Origin of the sequence: Pseudomonas sp. Sample_16, assembly GCF_004307665.1 — a bacterium.
Lineage (GTDB): Bacteria > Pseudomonadota > Gammaproteobacteria > Pseudomonadales > Pseudomonadaceae > Aquipseudomonas.
This window is the reverse complement of record NZ_RCOB01000212.1, coordinates 1-13,597: the sequence shown is the minus strand read 5'-3', so window position 1 is coordinate 13,597 and position 13,597 is coordinate 1. Positions and strand designations below refer to the sequence as shown.

Below are 13,597 nucleotides of genomic sequence, written 5' to 3'. Positions count from 1 at the left end.
TGCAAAAAGCCCGGCGCTACAGCTTCGGGCTCAGTCCAGACTCACTATGGAGGCACTGTGAAAGCATTGCAAGGCGTTGACGGTCAAGTGGAGTGGCTTGAAGAGCCGAGTCCTGCGTGTGATGTAGGACAAGTTCGCATCCGGGTGTCGGCTGCGGGACTCAATCGTGCCGACTTATTACAGAAGGCAGGGCTGTATCCGCCACCACCTGGGGCCAGCAAGGTGCTCGGTCTAGAGTGTTCGGGCGTGATCAGCGAGGTCGGGCCGGGTTCTTCCTGGCAAGTTGGCGATCGGGTTTGCGCCTTGCTGGCCGGGGGCGGGATGGCCGAGGAAGTGGTTGTCGACGGACGGCACGTGCTGCCGGTACCCGACGAAATGTCGCTTGCGGAGGCGGCGGCGTTGCCCGAAGTGTATGCAACGGTCTGGTTGAATTTGTTTCAACTCGCTGCGCTCAAGCCAGGGGAAAAAGTCCTGCTGCACGCTGGAGCAAGTGGAATCGGTTCAGCTGCCATTCAGCTGTGCAAGGCGTTCGGAAATCCGTGCTGGGTCAGTGTCGGTTCTGCCGAACGGCTGGCCTATTGCGAAAAGCTTGGCGCCCAGGGCGGTGTGGTCCGTAGCGGCAATCTCGAGAGCTTGAGCGATCTGGGGCCGTTCGATGTCATCCTCGACCCGGTAGGAGGCAATTACGCGGCGCTGAACCTTAAGCTTATGGCTCTGGATGGGCGCTGGGTGCTGATCGGGTTGATGGGCGGCCGTGAGGCCAGGCTTGATCTGGCGCAAGTGCTGGCCAAGCGTGTGCAACTGTTGGGCTCGACCCTGCGCAGCCGCGATGATCAGTTCAAGGCGGATCTGTTCAGTGATCTGCGCCAGCACGTGTGGCCGCTGTTTGCTGAAGGCCGGTTGAGCCCGCAACTGGCCAAGGCCTTCCCGATCAAGGATGCCGAAGCGGCGTTTGCAGAGTTGGCGAGCAACACGGTGGCTGGGAAGCTGGTGTTGGTGATTGATGAAAGCCTGACCTGATAACCCCCGTAGGAGCGAGGCTTGCCCGCGATGATCGATGACACGGTCTGCCAAACATACCGAGTCGCCTGAATCGCGGGCAAGCCTTGCTCCTACACGAGCGGGTTACTTCCAGATATGGATTGGCCAGCCGGCTTTTTCCGCCTGTTCACGCAGCACCGGGTCCGGGTTCACCACATGTGGGAAATCCACCTTCAGCAACAACGGCAAATCATTGCGTGAATCGGAATAAAAACTCGCGCCTTCAAGGTTTTCCTCTTCTGCATCCAGCCACTCCAGCAGCCGGGTGATCTTGCCTTCGCGGTAGGTCAGGGTGCCGACGGTGTTGCCGGTGTAAGCACCGTGGGCCACCTCCAGTTCGATCCCGAGAATCTCGTCGATGCCCAGGCGCTCGGCAATCGGCGCCACCAGGTGCGTGCCGGAGGCCGAGATCACCAGGATGCGGTCGCCGGCCTTGCGGTGCGCGGCGATGGTCTTGGTGGCGTCGCTGAAGATGATCGGTTCGATGAAGTCTTCCACCCATGGGCCGACCAGGTGTTCGACCTCAGCCGGTGTACGACCGATCAATGGCTCCAGGCTGAAGGCCATGTAGTCTTCCATCGCCAGGTGACCTCGGCCGTAGGCGTCCATCAGTTCCTTGTCGCGACGCAGGAAGGATTCGCCATCGACCCAGCCGAGGCGGACCATTTGTTCGCTCCACAGCGAGGCGCAGTCGCCGTGGATCAGGGTTTCGTCCAGATCAAAAATTGCCAGGGCCATCAGTGCAGTTCTCTCTTCAACGTCAGCAAGGTCATCAGGCTACCTCACACAGGGCCGTCGGATCGATGGAAAGCGCCAGACGCTGACCATCGGGATGCAAATCGGAGGCCGAGCGGTTGAGTACATCGACCACCAGCTCTACGCCGCGGGCTTCGATGCGGTAGCGGATCACGTTGCCCAGCAGGCTGTGGCTGCGTATTTGCGCGTCGAGTTCACCGTTGAGGCTCAGTTCGATGGCTTCCGGGCGAATCGCGATTCGATGATTGATTGGTCGCTGCAACAGCTTCGTCGCGCTCTCGGCATCCAGCAGATTGTAGTTACCGATGAACCCGGCGGCGAACACATCGACCGGCGCTGTATAGAGGGTTTCGGCATCGCCGCTTTGTACGATTTTTCCCTGATTCATCAGGAAAATCCGATCAGACATGGTCAGCGCTTCTTCCTGATCATGTGTGACGAAAATCGTGGTCAAGCCCAGTTCGCGCTGGATCTGACGGATCTGTTCGCGCAGGTGTTTACGAATCCGGGCATCGAGCGCCGACAGCGGTTCATCCAGCAGCAACAGGCGAGGGCGGGTCACCAGCGAGCGGGCAAGGGCGACGCGCTGGCACTGGCCCCCCGACAGTTGATGGGGATAGCGGGCGGCGAAATCTTGCAGTTCTACCAACTTCAATACTTCAGCGACGCGCTTCTGGCTGTCGTCCGAGTTGACCTTTTGCATGCGCAAACCGAAGGCGACGTTCTGTTCCACGGTCATGTTGGGAAACAGCGCATAACTCTGGAACACCATGCCGATCCCGCGTTTTTGCGGGCTCAGCGGCACGATGTCGATGCCATCAAGCAGGATCTTGCCGCCATCTACCGAGGTCAGTCCGGCGATGCAGCGCAGCAGGGTCGATTTGCCGCAACCGGACGGGCCGAGCAGGGTGACGAATTCGCCTTTCTGGATTTCGCAGTTGATGTCGCTGAACACCGTGGTGCCCGCGTAGTTTTTCTGAAGATGTTGGACGCTGACATAGCTCATTCGCTTTTGTCCCTGTTCAAGATGTTGGCAATCCAGGTCAAGACCAGCACAAAGAAGAAGTAGGAAATCACCAGCGCACTGGTGAAATGTCCGCTGCTGTTGCGCATGTTGTTGAGGTAGACCTGCAGGGTTTCGTAACGGGTGCCGACGAGGATGTTGGCGAACACGAATTCACCGAACAGGAACGAAAACGACAGCAGCAATGCCACCATCAAGCCCTTGCGCAGGTTCGGCAGCACCACCAGGAATGCCGCCTGAAAGGTGCTGGCGCCGAGCAGTTGCGCGGCGTCCATCAGGTCACGCAGGTTGATCGCTTGCAGGTTGTTGGTGATCGCCCGGTACATGAAGGGCAATGCCACAGTGAAGTAGCAACCGATCAGGATCCACGGTGTGCCGACCATGGCGAACGGCCCCGAGCCGTAGAGCTGCAACAGACCGACCGACGACACCACTGGCGGCACCGCGAAGGGCAGCAGGATCAGGATGTTCATCAGCGCATCGAGTTTTGGAAAGTGGTAATGCACCACGAACAGCAGCGGCAGGATCAGTACCACCGACAGGACCAGTGCACCGACACAGACCAGCAGCGACTGGCCGAAAGCACTGAGAAAGCGCGGGTCGCTCCACAATTGCACGTACCATTTGATACTGAAGCCGCTGGGCAGAATGGTCGCCGACCAACTGCTGGAGATCGAGTAGATGAATGTGCCGAGCAATGGCAGCAGCAGGATCGCGAACAGCAGGTAGACCACCACCCTGTGGTAGACCCCGATAGGTCCCAATTCAGCGCGAGACATGGTAGCTCCTCTTCAACAGCAGCTGATGCACGATGGTCACCAGGGTCATCAACGCCACGAGCACCACGGCCAGGGCGCTGGCGAGGTTGGGGTCGAGGGAAATGTCACCGGATACCATTGCCGCGATCCGGATCGGCAGCACGTTGAAGTTGCCGGTGGTCAGGGCATACACCGTGGCGTAGGCGCCGAGGGCGTTGGCCAGCAGGATCACGAAGGTGCCGAGCAATGCCGGGGTCAGCACCGGCAGGCCGATGTGGCGCCAGAACTGCCAGCCATTGGCGCCCAGCAGCGCAGCGGATTCGCGCCAGTCCTCGCGCAAGGCGTCGAACGCCGGGTAGAGCAGCAGCACGCCGAGCGGGATCTGGAAATAGGTGTAGAGGATGATCAGCCCGGTTTTCGAATACAGGTTGAAGTCCTGAATGATCCCGGCCTGCTTGAGCATGATGGTGAAGCTGCCGTTGAAGCCGAGCAGGATGATGAACGCGAAAGCCAAGGGCACGCCGGCGAAGTTGCTGGTCATGTTGGCGAAGGCGTTGACGAAGTTGCGCAGTTTCGAATCGACCCGACGCAGTGAATAAGCGCCGAGCACCGCGATGATGATGCCGAATACGCTGGACCAGAAGCTGATCTCGAGGCTGTAGCGGATTGCCTGCAAATAGAACTTCGAATTGAAAATCTTGGTGAAGTTGGCCAGGCCCCAGCCGAATTCTTCCGATTCGAGGCTGTTGATCATCACCCACACCAGCGGGGCGATTTCGAACACGATAAAGAACAGAGCGAAGGGCACCAGGCACAAAGCCGCCAGCCATTTGCCGCGAGTGATGGCATTCACTTGAGCAGCTCCCGGCACACAGGTTTGTCGTGGGGGACGCCCAGCAGCTCGCAGACGGTGCCGCAGATTTGCGTCTGTTTCGGGGCGGCATCGGCATTGAGACTGAAGGCATCACCGAGCACGAACAGCGGAACTTCACGTTCCTCGGGCAGCAGGCCGTTGTGGGACCGGTCGTTATTCATGCCGTGATCGGCTGTCACCAGCACTTGATAACCCGCGTCGAGCCAGCCTTGCAGATAGTCGGCGATGATGATGTCGGCGGAGCGCGCGCTGTTTCGGTATTGCGCGGTTTCGAGGCCGTGCTTGTGACCGGCGTCGTCAATGTTCATGGGATGCACCAGCAGGAAATTCGGCGCATGGCGCAAACGCAGGTTTTCGGCATCGGCGAACAGATGCGAGTCGGGATAATGATCGTTCCAGTAAAAATGCCCGTGCTGGATCGGTAGGTCGGGGTTGTCGGTATGACGATCACGCGCCGCGACGAACGGCGAGCGGTTGTACAACTCACTGACCCAGTGGTATGCCGCCGCAGCGGTTTTCAGCCCGGCGTCAGTGGCATAGTGATAGATGCTGCGCTGGTTCGACAGGCGCGAGACATTGTTGTGGACGATGCCGCTGTCGATCGGCGTGACGCCGGTCAGGATGCATTCGTACAGAGGGCGGGACAGGGCCGGCAATTCGCACTCCAGCTTGTAGAGCGCTGCGCGTCCTGCGCCGACATAGGCTTGCAGGTGCCCCATGGCGTGGCTGGCGACTTCGTAGTTGAGGCCGTCGAGCACCACAAGGATGACGTTGTGATTCATAGGGGCGATGACTCCGCAAAACAATGAATATCAGCGAAACCCATAGGCGCGAAGCTTGCTCGCGAAGGCGGACTTTCAGCCAACAGGGATGTTGAATGTCAGTGCCGCTTCGCGGGCAAGCCTCGCTCCTACAGATGAAGCATTACTTCATTTCGACGATGACTTCTTCGTTCCACTTCTGCGGCAAGGCCTTGGACGTTTTCTCCCAGGCATCCGCGTCCTTGATCGGCGTGACCTTTTTGTACTGCTCGTTTGGCAGCAGCTTGGCTTTCACGTCTTCGGGCAACGTGATGTGTTCGGCACGGATCGGACGGGCATTACCTTTGGCCAGGTTGATCTGCCCGGCGTCACTGAAGATGTACTCACGTGTCAGCTTGGCGGCGTTCGGGTTTTTCGCGTATTTGTTGATGATGGTGGTGTAGCCGGAAATCACCGAGCCATCGGATGGGATCAGCACGACATAGTCATCCGGGTTGGCCATTTTGGCCTTGTAGCTCAGGCCATTGAAGTCCCAGACCACACCGACTTCGATCTCGCCTTTTTCCATGGTGGCAATGGTCGGGTTGGCCATCGACAGGCGACCCTGCTTGGCGATATCGGCAAACATCAGCAACGCAGGCTGCAGGTTTTTCTCGTCGCCGCCATTGGCCAGTGCTGCGGCCAGTACGCCGTTGGCTGCCTGAGCCGCGGTGCTCACGTCACCGATGGACACTTTGTATTTGCCGGACTTGAGGTCTGCCCATTTGGTGGGTACTTCGGAACCGTGCAGCAATTTCTTGTTGACGATGAAGGCGATGGTGCCGGTGTAGGCCAACGCCCAGTTGCCGTCCTTGTCCTTGGCCCAGTCGGGTACCTGGTCCCAGGTGGATGGTTTGTACGGTTGCACCACACCTTGCTTGACCGCAATCGGGCCGAAGGCGGCGCCGACGTCGCCGATGTCGGCACTGGCGTTGTCTTTTTCCGCGGCGAACTTGGCAATTTCCTGGGCCGAGCTCATGTCGGTATCGATGTGTTTCAAGCCATATTTCTTGGCCAGGTCTTCCCAGGTGCCTTTCCAGTTGGCCCAGTCATCGGGCATGCCGACGCTGTTGACTGCGCCTTCCGCTTTCGCAGCGGCTTCCAGGGTTTTCAGATCATCAGCCGCCATGGCGGCGGTGCACATGGCAATGGTCGAGCCTAACAGTGATGCCAGGAAAAACTGTTTCATTCCGAAGCTCCTTGGGTCGTGTTCAACGCTGCGATTGCGGTTTGTGTTGGTCTAGGTCAGCAATACCTGAGCCAATTTAGGGGGGCTGGATGACACTTTGATGTCGTTCGTCGCCCGACAGGCGTTTTATTTGCCCGGTACTGACGGCTGCCAAGTAAGCGTAGACCATTGGCAAATGCCCGCAGTACAAGCACTTGGCAGATGTATTGCACGGATTTTAAAGCGCCCTGCAGATGACCCGTCCCCAGACTTGTCATCTCTCAGTCATCTGCACTGCCTACGCTTACAGGACGTAGACAGAGCCGATTTACAGCGCGGTTCTGCCCCGAAACAGTGCTGGTCTAGTCCAGATAGGTAACGTTGATGCGCGACGAGGCAACAAAAGCGGTGACAGCCATCGGCCAAGTGCTGCAGGAGCAACTTGACCATGGGTTGCTGACGCCTGGCAGCAAGCTGCCGGCCGAGCGCAAGCTCAGTGAGTTGTTCGGTACGACGCGCATTACAGTGCGCGAGGCGTTGTTGCAGCTGGAGGCCCAGGGGCAGATTTATCGCGAAGAACGCCGGGGCTGGTTCGTCTCGCCACCGCGCCTGGCCTATAACCTGATGCAGCGCAGCCACTTTCACGCGATGGTCGGTGCGCAGGGGCGGGTGCCGTCCACTGAAGTGATCTCTGCGCGTTTGCAGCCAGCCTCGGCGGCGGTCTGTGCCTGGTTGCAGTTGCCGGCGCTGTCGAGCGTGATTCAGATCTGCCGATCGCGACGCATTGACGGGCGCCTGGTGTTGTACGTGGAGCATTATCTGAACCCGCAGTTTTTCCCGGGGATCCTGGACTTTGATTTGAACCAGTCGATTACCGAACTTTATGCGCGACATTACGACTTGCATTACGGGCGGGTGCGGTTCGAGATTGTGCCGACGGCGTTGTCCGCGGATGCGGCAGCGGCCTTGCGGGTGTCGGTGGGGAGCCCGGGCTTACGGATTGCCCGGGTCAATTACGATCAGCATGAGCGGCTGATCGATTGCGATCTGGAGTTTTGGCGGCATGATGCGATTCATGTTGGCGTTGATGTCGTTTGAATACTAATGCCGCGTATTCATGGGAAGGCTAATCAGGGCGGGACTGAAACTTAAGATCAGCATCACCCCTTCTCCAGTCCACCACCGGCCGTCATCACTTGAATGCTCATCCGCGGCATAGCCAAATCCATCCCGGCTTCGTCCATGTGTCGTTTCAGCGACAGGTTGAACGCACGGGACACTTCCCATTGTTTGATCGGCGCAGTCTTGAACCGGGCGCGCAGGATCGCATTGCCGGACTCGAAGCTTTCCACACCCTGAAACTCAAGTGGCGACCAGATGTTGCGTCGTTGCAGGGGATCGGTGCGCATTTTCTGCCCGACGTCACGCATGAGTTTGATTGCGCTATCGATGTCCATGTTGGCAGGAATCGCGACGCGGAAGATGGCATAGCCGAACTCCCGGGAGTAGTTCTTGATGCTTTTGATTTCGCTGAACGGAATGGTGTGGACGATGCCGTCGATGTCCCGCAGGCGCACCGTACGGATAGTCAGGCCTTCGACCGTGCCGAGGTGGCCGCCGACGTCCACGTAGTCGTCGATGGCCAGGGAGTCTTCGATGATGATAAACAAGCCGGTGATCAGGTCGGCCACCAGTGATTGCGCACCAAAGCCGATGGCCAGGCCGATAACGCCGGCACCGGCCAGCAGTGGCGTGACGTTCATGCCCATGTTCGCCAGCGCGACGATCAGCGCGATGATGAAGATCGCCACGAACAATACGTTGCGGATCAGCGGCATCATCGTTTGCGCGCGGGCGTTGGCCAGGCCTTTGCGAGAGCGGGTGAGAGCATGGTGCACCGCGGTGTCGCTGAGGATCCAGACCAGCCAGGCGAAGATCAGCGTGCCGATGAGGCTGAACAGCTTGACACTGATTTCATGGCCCTCGCCTTCGGTGAACGCAATCAGCGACATGCCCCAGACTCGCAGTCCGAGTTCGATGAACGCCAGCCATACCAGCAAATGGGCAAGGGTATAAAAGAAGCTTTTCAAGCGTTCGGAATACAGCGCGTGGCGTTTGACCCCGCGTTGCGGTTTCAGGGAGTGGCGACGTACCAGGCCGTTGATCACCATGCACAACACCAGCAACACCGTGCAGATCAGCGACTGGCGCAGGGCAGTGCTGGTGTCACCGGCAGAAACAAACGTGGCGAACAGGGAAATGCCCACCAGCACCAGTGCCGGGACATACCAGAAGGTGCCGAGGATTTCGATGGTATCGCTGAGGGCGCGGCGGGTCAGGCGGCGGGACAGTGGCTGGTTGCGTATCAGGTGGGCGATCGGGCGACGGAATCGCAGGATGAACAAGCCGGTGGACAGCGCCGCCAACACGTTGGCCACCGTCGCTGCCGTGTGCGCCAAGTGCACGCCAAGGCTTTCGATCAATCGCGGATCGCTCAGGGCTTCACCAAAAGCGGCGAAGCTGCCGATCAGCCACAGGGGTCGAAACGCCTGATGCCGCAAGATGTGCAAGGCACGGTGGCGGTGCGGGCCGTCGAGCAGGGAGAAAGCGATCACACAGATGGCGGAGAAACAGGTGCCGACCACCAGTGCATAGGCCAGCACCATCGCCAGGCTTTTGCCCAATGACGACGGCAGGGCGTAGCTCATGTAGACCGTGATGACCAAGGCAATCAGCCAAGGCCCGAGCTTGCGCAAGGCGAAGCGCAACATGTCCACGGCCTTGGGGTGCTGTGGCAGTTCTTCGGTCAACCCGAAACGCATGCGCACCCGGTGGCTGATCCAGATCAACGCAGCCGCCAGCAGGCTCCAGAGCATCAGAATCAGGGCAAAGGCGAAAATGATTGGCAGCCATTCATTGGCCGGCAGTATCCGCGCCGTGAGTTCGTCCTTGGCCTGGTCGAATTCGTTGGACCAGCGTGTAATCGGGCTGTCGGCGCCGGAAAATTGTTTCTCGAAGCTGGCGAGCGTGCCGCCAATGAGGCCCAGTACCCCCTCTTCGGCGACGGGTTGCGCCTTTTTCGTGGCATCGCGCAGTTTCTTCAAGTCCGCCAGCAATTTGCTTCGTTGCTGATCGTTTTCCAGGGACTTGATCACTTCGTCCAGTGATTGAGCCAAGGGCTCCTGCGCTTCTGGCTGGGCTTTCGAGGAGCTGTTGAGCAGGCTCGGCAAACCCACGGCCTGGGCAGGCGCCACTGGCAGCAGCGACAGCAGGCAGACAAGGAGCAAACACGGCAGAGCGAAAAGACGAGCGGACACTAGGCGGTCAACCTCAGAGTGAGCGGATCGACCGAGTGTACGAGCCCGTCAAATTCAAAGCGAGTCGGGGGATAATTTATTCGTTGAGTTTGGCGAGGATCTTGAAGATCACAGTGGCAAGGATCAGCAGCATGCCGAGCCACATGGCGAGTACGCCGGCATTTTTGTCACGAAAGTTGAAGCCGACTGCCAGCATCAACATACCGATAAGAATCGGAATCAGCATGGCGTGGAACGAGGATAGCGAGATCATGGCGACTGCCTTGTCGAAAGGGATAATTGAAGTCTAGGTGGATTTCCTGCGATCCGTGCAGGAGCTGCCGCAGGCTGCGGCAGCTCTTGCACGGGGATCTACGGCAGCTCGCGGCAGGCGTAGAAAGCACTCAGCACTTTGACCAGATGCGCCAGGTCGTGGCTGCCGCACAGTTCACGGATCGAGTGCATGGCGAACGTCGGAAGGCCGATGTCCACGGTGCGCACACCCAGGTGACTGGCGGTGATCGGGCCGATGGTCGAGCCGCAGCCCATGTCGCTGCGCACCACGAAGCTCTGCACCGGTACTTCTTCGGCCATGCACAAATGGCGGAAGAAACCAGCGGTTTCGCTGTTGGTGGCGTAGCGCTGATTGCTGTTGACCTTGATCACCGGGCCGGCGTTGAGTTTCGGGCCGTGGTTGGCGTCGTGCTTGTCGGCGTAGTTGGGGTGCACGCCGTGGGCATTGTCGGCCGAAACCAGCAGGGATTTCTGAATGGTGCGTACGAATTCGTCACCTTCGGGCAACAGGCGACGCAGGGTTTGTTCGAGCATCGGGCCATCGGCGCCGCAAGCAGAACAGGAACCGACTTCTTCGTGATCATTGCAGACCAGTACACAAGTTTCGTCGGTGTCGGCGGTCAGCAACGCTTGCAGGCCGGCGTAGCACGACAGCAGGTTGTCCAGGCGGGCGCCAGCGATGAAATCACCGTGAAGGCCGATAACCGCGGCGCTTTGCGTATCGTAGAAGCTCAGCTCGTAATCGAGCACCACATCGGCATTCAAGCCGTGCTCGCGGGCGAGTTGGTCGGTGATCACAGCGCGGAAATCCACGCGCTCGTCACCGGCGAATTGCGCCAGCACCGGTGGCAATTCGGTCTGGGCATTGATCGCCCAGCCCATGTTGGCCTCACGATTGAGGTGAATGGCCAGGTTCGGAATGATTGCGATCGGTGCCTTGAAGTCGATCAACTGGCTCTCGACCTTACCGTCACGGCGGAAGGTCACGCGGCCGGCCAGGGACAGGTCACGATCGAACCACGGTGCCAGCAGCGCGCCGCCATACACTTCGACGCCCAGTTGCCAGAAGCCTTGGCGTTGCAGTTCCGGTTGCGGCTTGACCCGCAGGCACGGGCTGTCGGTGTGGGCGCCGACCAGGCGAATGCCGCCGTGCAGCGGCGAATGGCGGCCCATTTTGATCGCAACGATCGAAGAGTCGTTACGCGTGACGTAGTAGCGACCATTGGCTTCGGTGGTCCAGGGCTCACGCTCGTCCAGGCGTTGATAGCCTGCTGCTTCCAGTCGCTGAACAAGGCTGGCAGTGGCATGGAACGGGGTAGGGGAGGCCTTGAGAAAGTCGATCAGGCCTTGGTTCAACTCTTCGCGCATAAGAAGCTCCAGACAGCAATGGCGCCAGTTTAACGTATTGGTCAGAGAATTGGCGGGGGACTGCTGACTAGCAAATCCGTACAGAGGGCATTGGCTACTAGAACGGTGCCGGGCACTCAAAGCGCAGGCGTTCGCCACTTTGCGGATGAGTGAAGCTGAGCATGCTCGCGTGCAGGCACAGGCGAGGCCAGGCGGCCAGGGCTTGTTCGTGAGCATAGAGCCCGTCGCCCAGCAGTGGGTGACCGATCGACAGCATATGCACACGCAACTGGTGCGAGCGTCCGGTGATCGGCGTGAGCTCGACGCGGCACCAGTCGCCACAGCGTTCCAGTACGCGCCAGAAGGTCAGGGCGTTTTTACCGAACTCATGGTCGACCACATGGCGTGGCTTGGTTGGCGGATCATAGCGCAGCGGTAAATCGATGCTGCCGCTGTCCAGCTCGGGCTGGCCCCAGCACAGCGCGGTGTACGCCTTTTCGGTTTCGCGGTCGTGAAATTGGCGGGACAGCTCACGGTGCGTATCGGGATCGCGAGCCAGCAGGATGATGCCGGAGGTTTCCCAGTCCAGGCGATGGACGATGCGGGCTTCCGGGTAACCGTTTTCCTGCAGGCGGGTAATCAGGCAATCCTTGTTGTCTTCGGCCCGGCCCGGGACGGAGAGCAGCAAGGTGGGTTTGTTCACCACCAGAACGGCGGCGTCCTGATGAATGATTTGGACATTGGACAGCGGCATTAAAACAGCCTCGTAACAAACGCCAACGGCGGCTCGATCATTCCCACACCCCGATCTGCGTAGGTGCCGGCTTGCTGGCGATTGTTTCAACGCGTTGTAAATCACATTGCGTTGCCTGCATCGCCAGCAAGCCGGCTCCTACATCGGGCGCTTCGAATGAACGAGCCGCCGTGGCTCCAGCCGGATCGACTCAGCGATCTGGCAGGGTGATATTGAGTTCCAGAATCGAGCAGCTGCCCTGGCTTTCCAGTGCGACGTGCACGTCATCGGACCCGATATTGACGTACTTGCGAATTACCTCGACCAGTTCCTTCTGCAAGGCTGGCAGGTAGTCCGGGGTACTGCGTTGGCCGCGTTCGTGCGCCACGATGATCTGTAGACGCTCTTTCGCTACCGACGCGGTGCTTTGCTTTTTGTTGGCACGAAAGAAGTCAAAAAGGTTCATTGCTTAGTTGCCTCCAAACAGGCGCTCGAAGAATCCCTTCTTCTGTACATCGAGGAATCGATGATCCACGGTCTTGCCCAGCAGGCGATCTACGGTATCGCTGTAGGCCTGGCCGGCATCGCTCTGGTCGTCGAGGATCACGGGAACGCCCTGGTTGGATGCCTTGAGCACCGCCTGGGATTCCGGGATCACGCCGAGCAGGGTTACCGAGAGGATTTCCTTGACGTCTTCTACGCCGAGCATTTCGCCTTTGCTCACACGTTCCGGGTGATAACGGGTAATCAGCAAGTGTTCCTTGATCGGGTCTTCGCCGCGTTCGGCGCGACGGGACTTGCTGGCCAGCAGGCCGAGCATGCGGTCGGAATCTCGAACCGAGGACACTTCCGGGTTGGTCACGACGATCGCTTCGTCAGCGAAGTACATGGCCAGGTGGGCACCTTTCTCGATGCCTGCCGGGGAGTCGCAGACCACGAACTCAAAGTCTTCCTTGAGTTGCATCAGGACTTTTTCCACGCCTTCGACGGTCAGCGCGTCTTTGTCGCGGGTCTGGCTGGCGGCCAGGACGTAGAGGTTTTCCAGGCGCTTGTCTTTGATCAGGGCCTGTTGCAGGTTGGCTTCGCCGTTGACCACGTTGACGAAGTCATACACCACGCGACGTTCGCAACCCATGATCAGGTCGAGGTTACGCAAACCCACGTCGAAGTCGACGATCACTGTTTTATGGCCGCGCAGAGCGAGGCCGGTACCGATAGCGGCGCTGGTGGTGGTCTTACCCACACCACCCTTGCCGGATGTAACCACGAGAATCTTGGCCAAGGTGTTTCACCCCTAAGGAAAAAGGACTTTTAGCCCCTGAAAAACATCTCTTGAAAACTACTGCAGTCGGACAGCCTTGGCTGGAGTTCGGTTGTGAGCGGCGTTTACCCCCGGTAAACACTGCTTTTGGCCTGTTTCCTACTTCGTTTGAGCCGTTTTCGCTACGTTTTAGAGATGCTTGGAAAATGCGGCAGTATCCGTTAAAGCCGAATGATGTTCAACAC

At 59.0% G+C, this 13,597-nt stretch carries 14 protein-coding genes; 2 read left to right on the top strand and 12 right to left on the bottom strand.

Features of this window, described 5'->3' with window-relative positions; all coding sequences use genetic code 11:
• Positions 1–57: 57 nt before the first annotated feature.
• Positions 58–1,020 (top strand): zinc-binding dehydrogenase, encoded by a 963-nt coding sequence (locus D8U69_RS27810; protein ID WP_056853861.1) that lies wholly within the window; start codon positions 58–60, stop codon positions 1,018–1,020.
• A 105-nt stretch (positions 1,021–1,125) separates the two neighbouring features.
• Here the strand turns inward: D8U69_RS27810 and D8U69_RS27805 are convergent, their stop codons facing one another.
• From D8U69_RS27805 to D8U69_RS27780, 6 genes are all read right to left on the bottom strand, one after another.
• Positions 1,126–1,779, bottom strand: a complete 654-nt coding sequence (locus tag D8U69_RS27805; RefSeq protein WP_056853860.1) for an HAD family hydrolase — start codon at positions 1,777–1,779, stop codon at positions 1,126–1,128.
• 34 nt (positions 1,780–1,813) lie between these two features.
• Positions 1,814–2,803 carry an ABC transporter ATP-binding protein gene (locus D8U69_RS27800; RefSeq protein WP_130908570.1) on the bottom strand — a complete coding sequence of 330 codons (990 nt, stop codon included), beginning with the start codon at positions 2,801–2,803 and terminating at the stop codon, positions 1,814–1,816.
• Positions 2,800–3,600 (bottom strand): ABC transporter permease, encoded by an 801-nt coding sequence (locus D8U69_RS27795; RefSeq protein WP_130905388.1) that lies wholly within the window; start codon positions 3,598–3,600, stop codon positions 2,800–2,802. The genes D8U69_RS27800 and D8U69_RS27795 overlap by 4 nt, the downstream gene beginning before the upstream one ends.
• Positions 3,587–4,432 (bottom strand): ABC transporter permease subunit, encoded by an 846-nt coding sequence (locus D8U69_RS27790; protein ID WP_056853857.1) that lies wholly within the window; start codon positions 4,430–4,432, stop codon positions 3,587–3,589. Before D8U69_RS27790 ends, D8U69_RS27795 begins: the two co-directional genes overlap by 14 nt.
• On the bottom strand, positions 4,429–5,235 hold the full coding sequence (locus D8U69_RS27785) for an alkaline phosphatase family protein (protein WP_056853856.1): 807 nt from the start codon (positions 5,233–5,235) through the stop codon (positions 4,429–4,431). Before D8U69_RS27785 ends, D8U69_RS27790 begins: the two co-directional genes overlap by 4 nt.
• Positions 5,236–5,377: 142 nt before the next feature.
• A complete protein-coding gene (locus D8U69_RS27780; RefSeq protein WP_056853855.1) occupies positions 5,378–6,442 on the bottom strand; it encodes an ABC transporter substrate-binding protein in 1,065 nt (354 codons plus the stop codon).
• A 363-nt stretch (positions 6,443–6,805) separates the two neighbouring features.
• Here D8U69_RS27780 and D8U69_RS27775 point away from each other — a divergent pair, with 363 nt between their 5' ends.
• A complete protein-coding gene (locus D8U69_RS27775) occupies positions 6,806–7,519 on the top strand; it encodes a UTRA domain-containing protein (RefSeq protein WP_056853854.1) in 714 nt (237 codons plus the stop codon).
• Between the two features lie 62 nt (positions 7,520–7,581).
• Here the strand turns inward: D8U69_RS27775 and D8U69_RS27770 are convergent, their stop codons facing one another.
• The 6 genes from D8U69_RS27770 to minD form a co-directional block, all read right to left on the bottom strand.
• Entirely contained in the window at positions 7,582–9,738 is a 2,157-nt protein-coding gene (locus tag D8U69_RS27770; RefSeq protein WP_130908569.1) for a mechanosensitive ion channel domain-containing protein, read from the bottom strand.
• A gap of 76 nt (positions 9,739–9,814) precedes the next feature.
• Entirely contained in the window at positions 9,815–9,991 is a 177-nt protein-coding gene (locus D8U69_RS29570; RefSeq protein WP_177336566.1) for a hypothetical protein, read from the bottom strand.
• A gap of 98 nt (positions 9,992–10,089) precedes the next feature.
• Complete coding sequence (locus D8U69_RS27765) at positions 10,090–11,379, bottom strand: M18 family aminopeptidase (RefSeq protein WP_075948768.1); 1,290 nt, start codon at positions 11,377–11,379, stop codon at positions 10,090–10,092.
• Positions 11,380–11,476: 97 nt separating this feature from the next.
• Positions 11,477–12,112 (bottom strand): RluA family pseudouridine synthase, encoded by a 636-nt coding sequence (locus D8U69_RS27760; RefSeq protein WP_130908568.1) that lies wholly within the window; start codon positions 12,110–12,112, stop codon positions 11,477–11,479.
• Between the two features lie 190 nt (positions 12,113–12,302).
• Positions 12,303–12,557 (bottom strand): cell division topological specificity factor MinE, encoded by a 255-nt coding sequence (gene minE, locus D8U69_RS27755; protein ID WP_007974947.1) that lies wholly within the window; start codon positions 12,555–12,557, stop codon positions 12,303–12,305.
• A gap of 3 nt (positions 12,558–12,560) precedes the next feature.
• Positions 12,561–13,373, bottom strand: coding sequence for a septum site-determining protein MinD (gene minD / locus D8U69_RS27750; protein WP_007974946.1), 813 nt, complete (start codon positions 13,371–13,373; stop codon positions 12,561–12,563).
• Positions 13,374–13,597: the final 224 nt, after the last annotated feature.

Bases quoted from the DNA above. Each gene is read 5' to 3' on its own strand.
- D8U69_RS27805 (WP_056853860.1), bottom strand. From the start codon at position 1,779: ATGGCCCTGGCAATTTTTGATCTGGACGAAACCCTGATCCACGGCGAC.
- D8U69_RS27800 (WP_130908570.1), bottom strand. From the start codon at position 2,803: ATGAGCTATGTCAGCGTCCAACATCTTCAGAAAAACTACGCGGGCACC.
- D8U69_RS27795 (WP_130905388.1), bottom strand. From the start codon at position 3,600: ATGTCTCGCGCTGAATTGGGACCTATCGGGGTCTACCACAGGGTGGTG.
- D8U69_RS27785 (WP_056853856.1), bottom strand. From the start codon at position 5,235: ATGAATCACAACGTCATCCTTGTGGTGCTCGACGGCCTCAACTACGAA.
- D8U69_RS27780 (WP_056853855.1), bottom strand. From the start codon at position 6,442: ATGAAACAGTTTTTCCTGGCATCACTGTTAGGCTCGACCATTGCCATG.
- D8U69_RS27775 (WP_056853854.1), top strand. From the start codon at position 6,806: ATGCGCGACGAGGCAACAAAAGCGGTGACAGCCATCGGCCAAGTGCTG.
- D8U69_RS29570 (WP_177336566.1), bottom strand. From the start codon at position 9,991: ATGATCTCGCTATCCTCGTTCCACGCCATGCTGATTCCGATTCTTATC.
- D8U69_RS27765 (WP_075948768.1), bottom strand. From the start codon at position 11,379: ATGCGCGAAGAGTTGAACCAAGGCCTGATCGACTTTCTCAAGGCCTCC.
- D8U69_RS27760 (WP_130908568.1), bottom strand. From the start codon at position 12,112: ATGCCGCTGTCCAATGTCCAAATCATTCATCAGGACGCCGCCGTTCTG.
- minE (WP_007974947.1), bottom strand. From the start codon at position 12,557: ATGAACCTTTTTGACTTCTTTCGTGCCAACAAAAAGCAAAGCACCGCG.